This window comes from Betaproteobacteria bacterium (genome assembly GCA_016791345.1).
In the GTDB taxonomy this organism is placed as follows: domain Bacteria; phylum Pseudomonadota; class Gammaproteobacteria; order Burkholderiales; family JAEUMW01; genus JAEUMW01.
Map to the genome: position 1 here is coordinate 1 of JAEUMW010000114.1, position 16226 is coordinate 16226.

Here is a 16226-nt window from a genome sequence, read left to right on the forward strand (position 1 = left end):
CTGCTGGCACGGCTTCGCTGAGCGCAAATACAGGTATTGCACCGCAGCATCTGGTTGACAGAAATGGCACTAAAAACCTAAAATAGGGATCTTTTTCGGGCATGCCGGACGATTATCGGGTGAACACTGTTAACCTGATCATCGGCCTGCAAGTCGCGGTAACGCTGGCAGCCGGGCTCATCGTCTGGATCGCGTCCGGAGAAGAGGGGAGCGCCGCCTCGGCGGTATGGGGAGGATCGATCGGTGTTCTCTCGGCCTTGGCCTATGTCCGTGTCATCAGGGCGGCCGAAGGTCAGGGGCCGAACGAGCTGGTTAGGGCGCATTACCTCGCACAGGCGCTCAAGTTTGGCGTAACCACCGCGCTTTTCGGGGCGACTTTCGTGGTTGCGCGGCATGTGGCGCCGCTGCCGTTGTTCTTAACGTACATTGCCACCCTGCTCAGCTATTGGGCCGGACTAATTAGATACCAAAACGAACGATGAGCGCCTCGCACGCACCGGCAAACTCTTCCGAGTACATCGCACACCATCTCACCAATCTGAAGATCGGCACCGGTTTCTGGGCCGTCCACTTCGATACGCTGCTCATCTCCGGCGTGCTCGGGATAGCGGTTTTCGGTCTCATGGCCTACGTCGCACAACGCGCGACGTCCGGCGTGCCTGGCAAGTTGCAGACCTTCATCGAGATGCTCGTCAACATGGTTGACGCGCAGGTGCGCGATACGTTCCACGGCAGAAATGCGCTGATCACGCCACTTGCCATCACCATTTTCGTCTGGGTGTTCGTGATGAACGCCATGGACCTGATTCCGGTGGATTTCCTGCCGCCGGCGGCGCGGGCGCTCGGTGCAGACTACTTCAAGTTCGTTCCGACGACGGATCCCAATCTCACCTTTGCAATGTCGCTCACCGTGTTTGCTCTCATGATCTTCTTCAACCTGAAGGTCAAGGGCGTGGGCGGTTGGCTGCACGAACTTTTCACCACACCGTTCGGCAAGTGGCTGTTTCCGGTGAACCTGTTCTTCCAGGCCGTGGAATATCTCGCCAAGCCCATCTCTCTTTCGCTGCGCTTGTTCGGAAACATGTACGCCGGCGAGATGGTGTTCATCCTCATCGCGCTGCTCGGCGTGTGGCAGGGGGTGCTCGCGTTGCCGTGGGCGATCTTCCACATCCTCATCATCACGCTGCAGGCATTTGTGTTCATGATGCTCACCATCGTCTACATGAGCATGGCGCACGAGAGCCACTAGGACTCTTTTTTCAATCACTGTTGGGTCATCGCAAAGGAGAAAACGTGGAACTGTCTATGGTTTTGGGTAACACCGCGATCGCTGTTGCCATTCTCATCGGTTCGGGTGCGCTGGGCACGGCCATCGGCTTCGGTCTGCTCGGGGGGCGCTTCCTCGAGGGTTCCGCGCGGCAACCTGAAATGATGCCGACCCTGCAGGTGAAGATGTTCATCGTTGCCGGCCTCCTCGACGCCGTTGCCATGATCGGCGTTGGTATTGCGCTCTATCTCCTGTTTGCCAACCCGTTCATCTCCCTCGTCTCGAAGGCGGCTGGCTGACAGTCCCGTTCCGAACGTAGGAGGTCAGCGTGGACATCAATGCGACACTAATCGGTCAGGCGATCTGGTTCGCGATCTTCATCTGGTTCACGATGAAGTTCGTGTGGCCGCCGCTGCAGAAGGCCATCGGCGATCGCCAGAAACAGATCGCGGACGGACTCGCTGCCGCAGAGCGCGGCAAGCACGATCTGGAACTCGCCTCGCACCGCGCCGAGGAGATACTGCGTTCAGCGAAAGTCCAGGCGCAGGAAATCATCGGTCAGGCGGACAAGCGTGCAGCGCAGATCGTCGAGGAAAGCAAGGACGTCGCGAAGCAGGAAGGCGCAAAGCTGGTGGCCGGGGCCCAGGCGGAGATCGAGCGCGAAGTCTCGCGCGCCCGGGAAGCCCTGCGCGCCCAGGTGGCGGCTCTTGCGGTGAGCGGCGCCTCCAGGATCCTCGAGCGCGAAGTGGATCCGAAGGCGCACGCACAGTTGCTGCAGACTCTCGGCGCCGAGCTCTAGGCGAACGTCATGGCTGAACTCACCACCATTGCGCGACCATACGCCGAGGCGGTTTTCGAGCTGGCCAGGCAGGAATCGCAGCTGGGGCCGTGGTCCGAGGCGCTCAAGTTCGCTGCCGCGGTGGCTGGCGACGGCAGCATGAAGGCAATGCTCTCGAGCCCGCGCGTCACGCACGAACAGAAGCTCTCGCTGCTGCTGTCGACGGCCGGCAGCAACATGTCGGAAACCGGCAAGAACCTGCTTCGCCTGCTTCTGAAGAATGGCCGGGCGGAACTCTTGCCGGAGATCAGCAAGCTCTATGACGAGTTGAAGGAGCGCGACGAAGGCGTGGTCGAGGCGGACGTTGCCTCTGCCTTCCCGCTCACCGACGACCAGCTCAAGGCGCTCACCGCCAAGCTGGAGGGTCGGTTCAAAAGCAAGGTCGTTGCTCGTGCCACCGTCGACCCCGCGCTCATTGGCGGTGCCGTGATCCGCGTCGGCGACGAGGTTCTCGATGGTTCCGTACGCGGCAAGCTGGACGCCTTGGCGGCCGCTCTCACGAAATAGGAGTCAACATGCAGCTCAACCCGTCTGAGATCAGCGAGCTCATCAAGAGCCAGATTCAGAAGCTCGACACCGGCGTCGAAGTCCGCACCGAAGGCACCGTGGTTTCCGTCAGCGACGGCATCTGCCGCATCCACGGGCTGGCGGACGTGATGCAGGGCGAGATGCTGGAGTTCCCCGGCAACAGCTTCGGCCTGGCATTGAACCTCGAGCGCGACTCGGTGGGTGCCGTGGTCCTGGGCGACTACGAGCACATCTCCGAAGGTGATGTCGTCAAGTGTACGGGCCGCATTCTGGAAGTGCCGGTCGGTCCCGAACTGATCGGACGCGTCGTCAACCCGATCGGCGAGCCGATCGATGGCAAGGGTCCGGTATCGGCGAAGCTCTCCGATCCGATCGAGAAGATCGCCCCCGGCGTGATCTGGCGGAAGTCCGTGGCGCAACCGGTGCAGTCCGGCCTCAAGGCGATCGACGCCATGGTGCCGATCGGCCGCGGGCAGCGCGAGCTGATCATCGGTGACCGGCAGACGGGCAAGACCGCGGTGGCCATCGACACGATCATCAACCAGAAGGGCAAGGACCTCATCTGCATCTACGTTGCGATCGGGCAGAAAGCCTCCTCGATCATGAACGTGGTGAAGAAGCTGGAGGAACACGGCGCGCTCGACTACACGATCATCGTCGCCGCGTCGGCCTCTGAATCGGCCGCTCTGCAGTACATCGCTCCGTATTCGGGCTGCACGATGGGCGAATACTTCCGCGACCGCGGGCAGGACGCGCTCATCATCTACGATGACCTGACCAAACAGGCGTGGGCCTATCGTCAGATCTCCCTGCTGTTGCGTCGTCCCCCGGGCCGCGAGGCGTATCCGGGCGACGTGTTCTACCTGCACAGCCGGCTCCTGGAGCGTGCGGCTCGCGTCAACGAAGAGTACGTGGAGCGTTTCACGAAGGGCGAGGTCAAGGGCAAGACCGGTTCACTCACGGCGCTGCCGGTGATCGAAACCCAGGCCGGTGACGTGACCGCATTCGTGCCTACGAACGTGATTTCGATCACGGACGGTCAGATCTTCCTGGAAACCGATCTTTTCAACGCCGGTATCCGGCCGGCCATCAACGCCGGTATCTCGGTCTCGCGCGTCGGCGGCGCCGCGCAGACCAAGGTCATCAAGAAGCTGGGCGGTGGAATTCGTCTCGCGCTCGCGCAGTATCGGGAGCTGGCGGCGTTCGCGCAGTTCGCGTCGGACCTGGACGAGGCCACCCGCAAGCAGCTGGAGCGCGGCCGCCTTGCCACGGAACTCATGAAGCAGTCGCAATACGCGCCGCTTTCCGTGGCAGAGCAGGCACTCACCCTCCTGGGGGTGAACCGCGGCTATTACGACGATATCGACGTCAAGAACGCGCTCGCATTCGAAGCGGGACTGCGCGCCTATATCAAGGGCAGCCACGCCGCGCTCTTCGACAAGATCGAGTCGACCAAGGACATGGACGCGGACACGGAGAAGGCGCTGGTCGCGGCCATCGAGGAATTCAAGAAGAACAGCACCTACTGAGGTCTCGCCGATGCCAGGCAGCAAGGAAATCCGCCTCAAGATCCGCAGCGTGCAGAACACGCGGAAGATCACCAAGGCGATGGAGATGGTCGCAGCCTCCAAGATGCGCAAGGCGCAGGACCGGATGCGCGCGGCTCGCCCGTACGGCGAGAAGATGCGCCTGGTCGCGGCGCACATGGCGGGCGCGAACCCGGAGTACCGTCATCCGTTCCTCATCAAGCGTCCCGAAGTGAAGAATATCGGGGTGATCGTCATCACCTCGGACAAAGGGCTTTGCGGCGGTCTCAACACGAACGTGCTGCGGCTTGCCCTGGGGCGCATCAAGGAGCTGGAAGGGAAGAAAGTCGGTGTGCAGGTGTGCGCGATCGGCAACAAGGGGCTCGGCTTCATGCAGCGAATGGGCGCCAATGTCGTGAGCCATGTCGTGGGTCTTGGTGATACGCCGCGTCTCGAGCGGCTCATCGGACCCGTGAAAGTCATGATCGATGCGTTCACCGAGAATCGGATCGACGCCCTGTATTTGCTCTATACGCGGTTCATCAACACGATGAAGCAGGAAGCGTATTTCGAGCAGCTGCTGCCGTTGGACGACAAGCTCCTCGGCGAGGGCGAGAAGCGGCGTGGCCCGTGGGATTACATTTACGAACCCGAAGCCAAGAACGTGGTCGACTCGGTGCTCGTGCGCTACGTCGAGGCGCTGATCTATCAGGCCATTGTCGAGAACTTCGCGTCCGAGCAGAGCGCCCGCATGGTGGCGATGAAGGCGGCCTCCGACAACGCTGCCACGATCATCGACGAGCTGCAGTTGATCTACAACAAGGCCCGGCAGGCTGCGATCACCAAAGAGATCTCGGAGATCGTCGGCGGAGCTGCCGCGATCGCGTCCTAATCATCCAGGCAACAGGAAACGAACATGAACCAACAGGCCAATCCCGTCGCAGCACAGGAAGGCGCCATCGTCCAGTGCATCGGCGCGGTGATCGACGTCGAATTCCCTCCTGGCTCGATGCCGTCGGTATTCGAGGCGCTCTCGCTCGAAGGCTCCGAGCTCACCCTGGAAGTGCAGCAGCAGCTGGGCGACGGCGTGGTGCGCACCATCGCGCTCGGTTCGGCCGAGGGGTTGCGCCGAGGCATGAAGATCAAGCGGACCAACAGCTACATCTCGGTGCCGGTCGGCACCAAGACGCTGGGCCGCATCATGGACGTGCTCGGGCGGCCGATCGATGAGGCTGGGCCCATCGGGGCCGAGAAGGTCATGCCGATCCACCGGCCGGCGCCGAAATTCGAGGAGCTGTCACCGTCGCAGGAATTGCTCGAAACCGGCATCAAGGTGATCGATCTGGTCTGCCCGTTCGCCAAAGGCGGCAAGGTGGGGCTGTTCGGTGGCGCGGGCGTGGGCAAGACAGTGAACATGATGGAGCTCATCCGCAACATCGCCATCGAGCACTCGGGTTACTCGGTCTTCACGGGGGTGGGTGAGCGCACGCGGGAAGGCAACGACGTCTATCACGAGATGAAGGAGTCGAACGTTCTCGACAAGGTGGCGCTGGTGTACGGGCAGATGAACGAACCGCCCGGCAACCGCCTGCGCGTCGCGCTGACCGGCCTCACGATCGCCGAGCAGTTCCGCGACGAAGGGCGTGATGTGCTGCTCTTCATCGACAACATCTACCGCTACACGCTGGCGGGTACCGAGGTCTCGGCGCTGCTCGGCCGCATGCCTTCCGCGGTGGGCTATCAGCCGACCCTGGCGCAGGAAATGGGCGCGCTGCAGGAGCGCATCACCTCGACCAAAGTCGGTTCCATCACGTCCATCCAGGCGGTGTACGTGCCCGCCGACGACCTGACCGATCCGTCGCCGGCGACGACCTTCGGCCACCTCGATGCAACGGTGGTGCTATCGCGTGACATTGCGGCGCTGGGCATCTACCCGGCGGTGGATCCGCTCGACTCCACGTCGCGTCAGCTCGATCCGCACGTGGTGGGCGAAGATCACTACAACGTCGCGCGCACGGTTCAGCAAACACTTCAGCGTTACAAAGAGTTGCGGGACATCATCGCCATTCTCGGCATGGATGAACTCTCCGCCGAGGACAAACTCACCGTGTCCCGCGCGCGCAAGATACAGCGCTTCCTGTCGCAGCCGTTCTTCGTTGCCGAAGTGTTCACCGGTTCCTCCGGCAAGTTCGTTCCGCTCAAGGAAACGATCAAGGGCTTCAAGGGCATCGTCGAAGGCGAGTACGATCATCTGCCAGAGCAGGCTTTCTACATGATCGGCGCCATCGAGGAAGCGGTCGAGAAGGCCAAGACGCTGCAGTGACGGAGCGCTAGCCATGGCAATCACCATGCACGTCGATGTCGTCAGCGCCGAGGAGTCCATCTTCTCAGGCCCGGTCGAGATGCTGGTCGCTCCTGCGGAAGCGGGAGAGATCGGCATCCTGCCGCGCCATACGCCGCTGCTCACGCGCATCCGGCCGGGGGCCGTGCGCCTCAAGTTGCCCATGAAGGATGAGCAGGAACTGGTCTGGGTGTCGGGAGGCATTCTGGAAGTCCAGCCGGACGTCGTCACGGTTCTGGCGGACACGGCCATTCGCGGTCCCGATCTCGACGAAGCCAAGGCCACCGAGGCGAAGAAGCGCGCAGAAGAGGCGCTGAAGGATCGCTCGGCCGAGATCGACTTCGCGAAAGCCGAGGCCGAGCTGGCCGAAGCGATCGCACAGCTTGCCGCCATCCAGAAACTGCGCAAGACGGGGCGCTGACCCCGCGTTCTTTGCAGCAGCGTCCCGCCGCTCAACGGCTCTGTTGGCGTTGTTCAGCGGCGGGTAAGCTGTGAGTTCCCGAGTTTCTTGAGCCAGGTTTCGCATCCGTGACTGCACCCCTGGATGTCGTCATTCTCGCCGCGGGCAAAGGCAAGCGGATGCACTCGCAGCGGCCGAAGGTGCTGCACCGGCTGGGCGGCCGCCCTCTCGCGCAGCACGTCATCGACGCGGCGCGGGCTTTGGGTGCACGCTCGATCTGCGTGGTTTACGGGCACGGGGGCGAGAAGGTGCGGGAGGCACTGGCTGCGCCTGACCTCTGCTTTGCTCTGCAGGAGCCGCAGCTCGGAACCGGGCACGCAGTGCTGCAGGCGCTGCCCCACGTCGGGCGCGACGGCCGCGCGCTCATTCTCTACGGCGATGTTCCCCTGACGCGCCTGACCACGCTGCAGCATCTCATCACGGGTGAACCCGACGCTCTGCACATTGTCACGACTGAACTGGCGGACCCCACCGGTTACGGGCGCGTCGTTCGTGACGTGGCGGGCCGCGTGCAGCGGATCGTCGAGGAAAACGATGCGACTGCGGCGGAACGGCAGCTCAAGGAAGTCAACACGGGCATCATGGCAGTTCCGGCCGCACGGCTCGCCGCCTGGCTCGCAGCCCTGCGCAACGACAATGCGCAGGGTGAGTACTACCTGACCGATCTCGTCGCCTGTGCGATTCGAGACGACGTTCCTGTGATCGCGGCGCAGCCGGAGGCAGCCTGGGAGACGCTGGGTGTGAACAGCAAGTCGGACCTCGCCATGCTCGAGCGCGTCTACCAACGCGACCAGGCTGACGCTTTGCTGGCTCGCGGTGTCACCTTGGCGGATCCTGCGCGCATCGATGTCCGCGGAACGCTCGCATGCGGTGACGACGTGTCCATCGACGTCAACTGCGTCTTCGAAGGAGATGTGCGGCTGGGTCACGGCGTCACCATAGGTTCTCACTGCGTGCTGCGGGACGTCGCCGTGGGCGGCGGTACCATCGTCTTCCCGTTCTGCCATCTGGAAGAAGCGCAGATCGGCGAGGCCTGTCGTATTGGTCCCTACGCCCGGATGCGACCGGGCACGCAGATCGAGAGACACGTCCACATCGGCAACTTCGTGGAACTCAAGAACAGTACCGTCCACGACGGCTCGAAGGCCAATCACCTCGCCTATGTGGGGGACACCGAAGTCGGGCGCAACGTGAACATCGGCGCCGGCACCATCGTGTGCAATTACGATGGCGCCAACAAGCACCGGACGGTCATCGAAGACGATGTCTTCATCGGGTCCGATACCCAGCTGGTCGCGCCCGTGCGCGTCGGTGAAGGGGCGACCATCGGCGCCGGCACCACGGTGACACGCGATGTCCCCGCGGGCGTCTTGGCAGTCTCCCGCGCCAAGCAGGTCGCCATCGAGGGTTGGCAGCGACCCCGCAAGAAGCCGAAGGCGAACGCTTGACGATCCTGGCTTTGTTCCGCTCCTCTTCGCCGTCTTTGTCGTCCATCATCAGTTAGGGGAACACCAACATGTGCGGGATTGTTGGCGCCATCGCGCGCCGTGACGTGGTGCCCTCGCTTCTCGAAGGACTGAAGCGGCTCGAGTACCGTGGCTATGACTCGGCGGGCGTCGCGGTGCTCAACCCTCAGCTCGAGCGTCTGCGGGTCACCGGTCGTGTTTCCGAACTCACCGAACTCGCCGACCGCAATCACTTCGCCGGCAACATCGGCATCGCGCACACGCGCTGGGCAACTCATGGCGCGCCGTCCGAGCGCAATGCACACCCCCATGTGAGCGGCGGCATCGCCGTCGTGCACAACGGCATCATCGAGAATCACGAATCGATACGCGCCATGCTGCAGTCTAGGGGACATGTCTTCACCTCGGACACGGACACCGAAGTGATCGCTCACCTGATCCGTGACAAGCTGGCGGGCGGCGGCGATCTGCTCTCTGCCACTCGTGCTGCGATCGCCGAACTGGAAGGCGCCTATGCCATCGCCGTGCTCTGCGATGCCGATCGCGGACGCGTCATCGTTGCGCGCAATGGCGCACCCCTGCTGCTGGGACTGGGAGAGGAGCAGAACTTCGCGGCCTCCGATGTCTCCGCGCTTCTGCACGTGACGCAGCGGGTGATCTATCTCGAAGACGGCGACGTCGCGGATCTCGAAATCGATCGTGTGCGGGTCTTCGATGCGCTGGGCAACGAAGTCGCGCGCCCCGTCCACGTGAGCCAGCTCACGTCCGCCGCAGTGGAGCTCGGTCCCTACCGGCATTTCATGCAGAAGGAGATCTTCGAGCAGCCGGGCGCGGTCGCCAATACGCTGGAGATGGTGCTGAATGCGAGCTCGATCTCGCCGCAGCTCTTCGGCACGCAGGCGGCGGACGTGCTATCGAAGACCGAGGGCGTGCTGATCCTGGCGTGCGGGACCAGCTATCACGCGGGTCTGGTGGCCCGATACTGGATCGAGTCCGTGGCCGGGCTTCCCTGCACGGTGGAGATCGCGAGCGAGTACCGCTATCGCCAGTCGGTGCCGAATCCGCACCAGCTCGTCGTCACGATTTCGCAGTCGGGAGAAACGGCCGACACGCTCGCTGCCCTGCAGCACGCGAAGGCGCTGGGTCACCGACATTCGATCGCGATCTGCAACGTTCCCGAAAGTGCGCTCATCCGTCAGTCCGATCTGCGCTTTCTGACACGGGCCGGTCCGGAGATCGGGGTGGCGTCGACCAAAGCATTCACGACCCAGTTGGCCGTGCTGGTTCTGTTGACGATGGTGCTCGCCAAGCTGCGGCACCGTCTCTCGGCGGAACAGGAGCGCGATCTGATCGTGGCCCTGCGTCACCTGCCGACGGCTCTGCAGCATGTGCTGGGGGTGGAATCGGGGGTGCGCGCGTGGTCCGAGCGCTTCGCCGAGAAGCAGCACGCCCTCTTTCTGGGACGTGGCGTCCACTACCCGATCGCAATGGAAGGCGCGCTCAAGCTCAAGGAGATTTCCTATATCCACGCCGAGGCGTATCCGGCGGGCGAGCTCAAGCACGGACCGCTCGCCCTCGTCGACCGCAACATGCCCGTCATCGCGATCGCACCCAACGATGCGCTCATCGAGAAGCTGAAGTCCAACCTGCAGGAGGTTCGGGCGCGCGGCGGCGAGCTATACGTCTTTGCCGATCAGGGTTCGCGCGTGGCCGAGGGGGATGGCCTGCACGTGATTCGCCTGAGCGACCACGCCGGCCTGCTGTCGCCGATTCTCCACACGGTACCCTTGCAGCTTCTTGCCTATCACGCCGCGCTGCAGAAGGGTACGGACGTGGACAAGCCGCGCAATCTCGCAAAATCGGTAACCGTGGAGTAAATGTGGGCCGAGCATGCGCCCGGCTGAGTCTTACAGGCTGTCGAGCGTGCCGTAGACGGCTTTGGCGTGCAGCGGCTGGACTATGGTCGGGTGTCCGTTGAGCCCCTTCGCTGCCTTCCGCACATGAATCACCTTGGCCGGCCGCTGGCCGACCAGGTTCTTTGCCTCCTGCATCGCGAAGGCGTCGTCCCCGTTGACGATGAAGACGTCGGCCGCGGCGCGCTCCTCGCTCGGCGCGACGCGATACTTCCGCGGCCTGGCCGATGAGAGTTTCGCCAAGCTCTTGATCAGAATGAGATCGTGATTGCTGAGCCCCACCAACGCAAGCACGCGTGTGCCGTCCGAGTCCATGCCAATTCCCCCGTCGCCGTCGCCCGATCCGTTCTCGGGCGCGGGAGGGGAAAGCAAGGGTCAGACCCTGGCGGCACGAAGGACGACGGCCAGCGCAGGCAGGCTGGCCGGCGGAAGCGGCTCCAAACGAAAACGGCCACGGCTAAGGCGCCGCGGCCGTCTCGCATCGAGAGGGAAGCTAGCTTTTCTTTCCGCCCGCTTCCTTGCGTGCCATTTCGATGAGCTGGTCCACCACCTCGAAGAACCGCTCGTAACCCCCGGTCATGGCCGGCGACGTGATGTACTTGCCTGCCACGGCGATCGAGGGAGTTCCCTTGACCTGATAGTCGCGGGTGACCTGAATGGCGCGCTGTGTGCTGTTCTGCACCGCGAAGGACCGGTAGGCCTCGCTGAACTTGACCGGGTCCACCCCCTGCTGGGCAATCCACTTGCTCAAGATCGCGTCGTCCGCAAGGTCGATTCTCTCGTCGTGCACCGCCGCGTACACCTTGTCGCTCAGCTTGGGTAACAGGCCCAGCGCATCGAGCGCGAAGTAGGTCTTCGTCAGGGGAATCCAGTTTTCCCGAAAGACCGCGGGCTGTTGACGGAACTCGACGTCGGCGGGCTTGCGCTTGAGCCAGTTCTTGAGTGCTGGCTCGAGCTCATAGCAGTGCGGGCAGCCGTAATAGAAGAACTCGACCACTTCGATCTTTTTTGCGTTGTCACTCGGCGGAGGCGGGGTGATCAGGCGGTATTCCTTGTCCAGCACGGCGGGCGCCGCCGCCGTGGCAGGGTTTCCCGTGAGTAGCAGCGCGAAGACGGCGAGCAGCGCCCAGCCCCACGAACGTCCAATCGATTTCATGCAAAGTTCTCCATGCGGGTGGCAGCGGGTCACCGGCTTGCCGGCGCCTCGCTGACTTTCACGGCGGTGGATTGAACGCCGCTTTCCTGTAATGTCGATTTCACCTTGTTGAGTTCATCGACCGATCCGAAGGGTCCGACGCGCACGCGATGCAGCATCCCCTTGTCGGGGATCGCTGCCGTCTGGATGGTGGCTTCCATGCCCATCAGCGCGAGGCGCGCCTTCATGTTGTCGGCGTCGGCCGCATTCTGAAACGCGCCAGCCTGCAAAAAGTAGACGTCCTTCGACGGCGTTGTCGAGGACTTCCGGTCGGAGCGCTTCAAGTCCCGATCCGAAACCGGCTCTTCGGAGCCGGGAAGAATCTTGTAGAAGTCGAACCGCGATTTCTCTTCCTCGACCTTCGCGACTTTCGGATCAGACTTGGCGGCAGGTTTCGCTTCCGTCCTCGGTTCGATCTTCGGGTCCGCCCGCGGCGGGTCGACCTTCACCGCGTCCGGCTTTGTGGCTTCCGCACGCGTCGCCGCTGCGCCGTTCGCCTTCTGCGCAAACGGGTTGGGCATCTTGTTCACGTACCAGGCGACAACGAACGCGATGCCCAGCCCGATCACGAGTCCGGCAAGCAGCCCGGCCACGAGCGACATCCAGCTCGGCCCCCTGGCGCTGCGCTGCGCCTTCTGCGTCGATTCGCGGGTCATGCGGTCACCTCCCTGCCCTACATCTTGTCCGGGGCCGCAACGCCCAGCAACCCGAGACCATTTGCCAGCACCTGGCGGACCGCGGCGACCAGGGCAAGCCTCGCCTCGCGGATTTCCTGCTCCGCGACGAGGAAGTGCGTCGCGTTGTAATAGCTGTGAAACTCTGCGGCGAGATCCTTGAGATAGAAGGCGACGTAATGCGGTGCGAAGTCCTGTGCTGCGCTTTCGATGATTTCCGGGTACTCCATCAGGCGTCGCAGCAGGCCGAGCTCGGCATCGGTCGCGAGCGGGCCGAGATCGGCCTGAGCGAGGGTCTCCACGTTGCCGCCCCACTGCGCGAGGACGCTGGAGATGCGCGCGTGCGCGTACTGCAGGTAGTAGACCGGATTCTCGTTGCTCTGCGACTTGGCGAGATCGAGATCGAAGTCCAGATGCTGGTCGCTCTTGCGCAGGACGTAGAAAAGACGCGCCGCATCGTTGCCCACTTCCCTGCGCAGTTCGCGCAGGGTGACAAAGTCGCCGCTGCGCGTGGACATCTGGACCTTCTTGCCGCCGCGGTAGAGCACGGCGAACTGCACCAGGGCGGCTTCGAACCGCTCGGCGTCCAGGCCGAGCGCCTGAATCGCCCCGCGCACCCGCGCCACGTAGCCGTGATGATCCGCCCCGAGGATGTCGATGACGCGCTCGAAGCCGCGCTGGAACTTGTTGAGGTGGTAGGCGATGTCGGACGCGAAATACGTGTACTGGCCGTTCTCGCGCTGGACCACCCGATCCTTCTCGTCGCCGAAGACGGAGCTGCGGAACCACCGCGCGCCGTCCTGCACATAGATGTGGCCGCGCTCTTCCAGCAGGGCGACCGCGCGCTCGACGAGCCCCGTGTCGAAGAGCGAGCGCTCCGAGAACCACTGATCGAACGTCACCCCGAACTCGACCAGATCCTCGCGACAGTCGCCGAGCTGCTCCGTCAGCACGAAGTCGTGAAAGTAGCCGAAGTCCGGCCCGAGCTGTTCCTTGGCGCCGGCGATGAGCCAGTCGAGGTGAGTTTCGGGATCCGTATGGTCGCCGCCCGGACCGTCGCGCCAGCGCTCCGGCGCCCGCACGTAACGATCGCCGTGCAAGGCGTGGATCTCACGCGCCATCTCGCGCACGTAGTCGCCGCGATAGGCGTTCGGCGGGAATGCGACGGCGACCCCGCAGAGCTCCAGATAGCGCAGCCAGGCGGACAGAGCCAGGATGTCCATCTGTCGTCCGGCGTCGTTCACGTAATACTCGCGCGCGACCCGATACCCCGCGGCGGCGAGCACATTCGCCAGGCTCGCGCCGAAGGCCGCCCCGCGGCCGTGGCCGACGTGCAGCGGACCCGTCGGATTCGCGGAGACGAACTCGATCAGCACGCGCCGTCCCTGCCCCGCGCCGCCGTGACCGTAAGCGCGGCCGGCGTTGAGCGCCTGACGCACGACCTGCTGCTTCGCGCTCGGCCGCAGGACGAGATTGATGAAACCCGCCCCGGCGACTTCCGCCTTTTGCACATGTGGCGATGCCGGCAGTGCCGCGAGCAGCGCCTGAGCGAGATCGCGCGGATTGCGGCGCATCGGCTTGGCGAGCTGGAGGGCAAGATTGCAGGCGTAGTCACCGTGACTCGCCTGTTTCGGACGCTCCAGCGCGATGTGCGGCGCAGGTCCCGCAGGGTTCAGCTGGTCGTGCGCCGCGCGCAGCAATTCCGTGAGATGCGACCGCAGGTCGGGAAAGACAGGTTCGTTCATCGGGGGTGGACAGCGAGGAGGGTGCATTATACCCGCATCCCCGGACCGGACCCGGGCGCCCGCGGTTCAAAGATCGAGGGGATCGACATCCAGCGCCCAGCGGACGGCTCGACCGGCCAGTGCACCGAGCGACGGATTCCAGCCATCGAGAAAACGCTGCAGGCGGGACCGTGATGGCGACTGCACCAGGAGCTGGGCGCGGTCGCGTCCGCTGACCCGATGCGGTATCGCGGCAACGGGATCATAGATCTGTACCGGCAAATCGAGCGCGCGGCCGGCGGTTGCCGCACGCTCGAGAAAATCGAAGGCAAGTTCGGCGCAGGGCGCTTCGGCCCGCAGCAGCGCCTGATGAGCGAACGGGGGAAACCCTGCCTGCTCTCGCTCCGCGAGCTGTGCTGCGGCAAAGCCCTCGTAGTCGTGGGTGACGACGGCCTGGTGCACCGGGTGTTGCGGAAACGCCGTCTGGATCAGCACCTCTCCAGGCAGCGCAGCGCGCCCGGCGCGGCCGGCAACCTGCATGAGCTGCGCGAAGAGGCGTTCGGTCGCGCGGAAGTCGGAGCTGAACAAGGCGTTATCGGCGTTCAGCACGACGACGAGCGTGAGCCTGGGAAAATCATGGCCCTTGGCGAGCATCTGGGTGCCCACCAGCACATCCACCCGATTCCCGGTGATCTCGGCGCGCATGCCGGACCACGAGTGACGGGCGCGCGTCGTGTCGCGGTCCACGCGCAGCACGCGCGCCTGCGGGAAGCTGCGGCCGAGAAAACTCTCGACCCGCTGCGTTCCGTGGCCGACCGGTACCAGATCCTGATTGCCGCAGGCCGGGCACGCGTGAGGCGGTCGCTCGCCATGCCCGCACAGGTGACACACCAGAGTGCGGTCCCGCAGGTGAACGACGAGTCGCGCCGAGCAGCGCGGGCACCCGGCGATCCAGTGGCAGGCGCGACAGTGCAGCACCGGCGCGTAGCCGCGTCGATTGATGAAAACCAGTGTCTGCTCGTTGCGCGCGATGCGCTGGCCGACCTCGGCGAGCGCGGTTTCGCTCAGGCCCTCCATGAGCGGCTCGCGGCTCGTATCGACGAGGCGGATGACCGGGGTTGCCCCGCTCGCGCGTGCGGTGAGGCGGAGCCAGCCATAGCGGCCGGAGCGCGCCTGGACGTAGCTCTCCAGCGCGGGTGTCGCGGAGCCGAGCACGACCGGAATGTCGTGCAGTTTGGCGCGCATGACCGCGACGTCGCGCGCACTGTAGCGCAAGCCTTCCTGCTGCTTGAAGGAGCCATCGTGCTCCTCGTCGACGATGATCAATCCCAGACGCGGCAAGGGCGTGAACACCGCGAGCCGGGTTCCGAGCACGACATCCGCATCACCGCTCTGAGCCATCGCCCAGTTGCGCGCGCGCGCTCCGTCCGCGAGGCCGCTGTGGAGCGAGACGAGGCGCGCGGCATTGGCTCGCGCCCGCACGAAGCCCTCGAGTTGTGGCGTGAGATTGATCTCGGGTACGAGATAAAGCACTTGACGGCCGCGAGCGAGCGCGTCCTCCATCAGCCGCAGATAGACTTCGGTCTTCCCGCTTCCCGTGACGCCGTGCAGGAGCCACGTCCGAAAGCCCGTGCCAGCTGCGATCACAGTCGACCGCGCCCGCTCCTGCTCGGCGGTCAACGGCGGGGGCAGCGCACGCTCGCCGGCAGGCGGTGGCGCGTCCGCGACCGTGCGCACGATCTCGTCGATGAGCCCGGCGCCTTTCAGTTCCCGCAGCACCGCACCCGCGCGCGCACCCAACTCCCGCAGCATCGTGTCCGGGACCTCGCCCGCAGCGGCGAGTCGCTCCAGGATACGGGTCTTGAGCGACGCTCGCGCCGGCGTCGCAGTCATCGCCTGGCGGCCGAGTCCGGAGAGACGGTAGGTCCTCGCCAAGTGTGCGGTAAGCGGTCGAACCGAGCGCAGCTGCGCCGGCAGCGCGCGCAAGACCGTTTCCCCGAGCGGGTGGTGGTAATAGCGGGCGCAGAAATCGAGCAGTTCGAGCGTTGTCGGATCGAGCGGGGGTAGGTCCGTGAACACTCGGGTCACCGGTTTCAGGCGGTCCACGGGGAGCGCGCTGTCGGGAACGAGGGCGCGCAGTACGCCGACGGTCTGGCGACACCCGAATGGCACGAGCACACGGCGGCCGACGTCAGACTCGGTCGCCGGCCCGGGCAGATAGTCGAAGAGCGTATCGAGCGGGACGTCGATGGCGACTCGAGCAATCATCATGGGACGGGCAACCCTTAGCACGA

Annotated in this window: 16 protein-coding genes; 11 read left to right on the plus strand and 5 right to left on the minus strand. The window is 64.3% G+C overall.

Annotated features, from left to right (window positions below):
• Positions 1-101: 101 nt before the first annotated feature.
• The 11 genes from JNK68_04495 (at position 102) to glmS (ending at position 10303) form a co-directional block, all read left to right on the plus strand.
• Positions 102-482, plus strand: a complete 381-nt coding sequence (locus JNK68_04495; GenBank protein MBL8539612.1) for an ATP synthase subunit I — start codon at positions 102-104, stop codon at positions 480-482.
• Complete coding sequence (atpB, locus tag JNK68_04500; GenBank protein MBL8539613.1) at positions 479-1249, plus strand: F0F1 ATP synthase subunit A; 771 nt, start codon at positions 479-481, stop codon at positions 1247-1249. The genes JNK68_04495 and atpB overlap by 4 nt, the downstream gene beginning before the upstream one ends.
• Before the next feature lie 50 nt (positions 1250-1299).
• Positions 1300-1566, plus strand: a complete 267-nt coding sequence (gene atpE, locus JNK68_04505; protein MBL8539614.1) for a F0F1 ATP synthase subunit C — start codon at positions 1300-1302, stop codon at positions 1564-1566.
• A 29-nt stretch (positions 1567-1595) separates the two neighbouring features.
• Positions 1596-2066, plus strand: coding sequence for a F0F1 ATP synthase subunit B (locus JNK68_04510; protein ID MBL8539615.1), 471 nt, complete (start codon positions 1596-1598; stop codon positions 2064-2066).
• 9 nt (positions 2067-2075) lie between these two features.
• A complete protein-coding gene (locus tag JNK68_04515; GenBank protein MBL8539616.1) occupies positions 2076-2612 on the plus strand; it encodes a F0F1 ATP synthase subunit delta in 537 nt (178 codons plus the stop codon).
• Positions 2613-2620: 8 nt separating this feature from the next.
• Positions 2621-4162 (plus strand): F0F1 ATP synthase subunit alpha, encoded by a 1542-nt coding sequence (locus JNK68_04520; protein MBL8539617.1) that lies wholly within the window; start codon positions 2621-2623, stop codon positions 4160-4162.
• A gap of 10 nt (positions 4163-4172) precedes the next feature.
• Entirely contained in the window at positions 4173-5051 is an 879-nt protein-coding gene (gene atpG, locus JNK68_04525; GenBank protein ID MBL8539618.1) for a F0F1 ATP synthase subunit gamma, read from the plus strand.
• 24 nt (positions 5052-5075) lie between these two features.
• A complete protein-coding gene (gene atpD, locus JNK68_04530; protein MBL8539619.1) occupies positions 5076-6482 on the plus strand; it encodes a F0F1 ATP synthase subunit beta in 1407 nt (468 codons plus the stop codon).
• Positions 6483-6495: 13 nt separating this feature from the next.
• Positions 6496-6921, plus strand: a complete 426-nt coding sequence (locus JNK68_04535; protein ID MBL8539620.1) for a F0F1 ATP synthase subunit epsilon — start codon at positions 6496-6498, stop codon at positions 6919-6921.
• A gap of 119 nt (positions 6922-7040) precedes the next feature.
• A complete protein-coding gene (gene glmU, locus JNK68_04540; GenBank protein ID MBL8539621.1) occupies positions 7041-8408 on the plus strand; it encodes a bifunctional UDP-N-acetylglucosamine diphosphorylase/glucosamine-1-phosphate N-acetyltransferase GlmU in 1368 nt (455 codons plus the stop codon).
• A gap of 68 nt (positions 8409-8476) precedes the next feature.
• Positions 8477-10303, plus strand: coding sequence for a glutamine--fructose-6-phosphate transaminase (isomerizing) (gene glmS, locus JNK68_04545; GenBank protein ID MBL8539622.1), 1827 nt, complete (start codon positions 8477-8479; stop codon positions 10301-10303).
• A gap of 30 nt (positions 10304-10333) precedes the next feature.
• Here glmS and JNK68_04550 read toward each other — a convergent pair whose 3' ends face one another.
• The 5 genes from JNK68_04550 to JNK68_04570 all read right to left on the minus strand — a co-directional run bounded on the left by JNK68_04550 (position 10334) and on the right by JNK68_04570 (position 16203).
• On the minus strand, positions 10334-10654 hold the full coding sequence (locus JNK68_04550; protein ID MBL8539623.1) for a hypothetical protein: 321 nt from the start codon (positions 10652-10654) through the stop codon (positions 10334-10336).
• 178 nt (positions 10655-10832) lie between these two features.
• Entirely contained in the window at positions 10833-11495 is a 663-nt protein-coding gene (locus JNK68_04555; GenBank protein MBL8539624.1) for a thiol:disulfide interchange protein DsbA/DsbL, read from the minus strand.
• A 29-nt stretch (positions 11496-11524) separates the two neighbouring features.
• Positions 11525-12190 (minus strand): SPOR domain-containing protein, encoded by a 666-nt coding sequence (locus tag JNK68_04560; GenBank protein MBL8539625.1) that lies wholly within the window; start codon positions 12188-12190, stop codon positions 11525-11527.
• 17 nt (positions 12191-12207) lie between these two features.
• Entirely contained in the window at positions 12208-13953 is a 1746-nt protein-coding gene (locus tag JNK68_04565) for an arginine--tRNA ligase (GenBank protein MBL8539626.1), read from the minus strand.
• Positions 13954-14019: 66 nt separating this feature from the next.
• A complete protein-coding gene (locus tag JNK68_04570) occupies positions 14020-16203 on the minus strand; it encodes a primosomal protein N' (protein ID MBL8539627.1) in 2184 nt (727 codons plus the stop codon).
• Between the last annotated feature and the right edge of the window lie 23 nt (positions 16204-16226).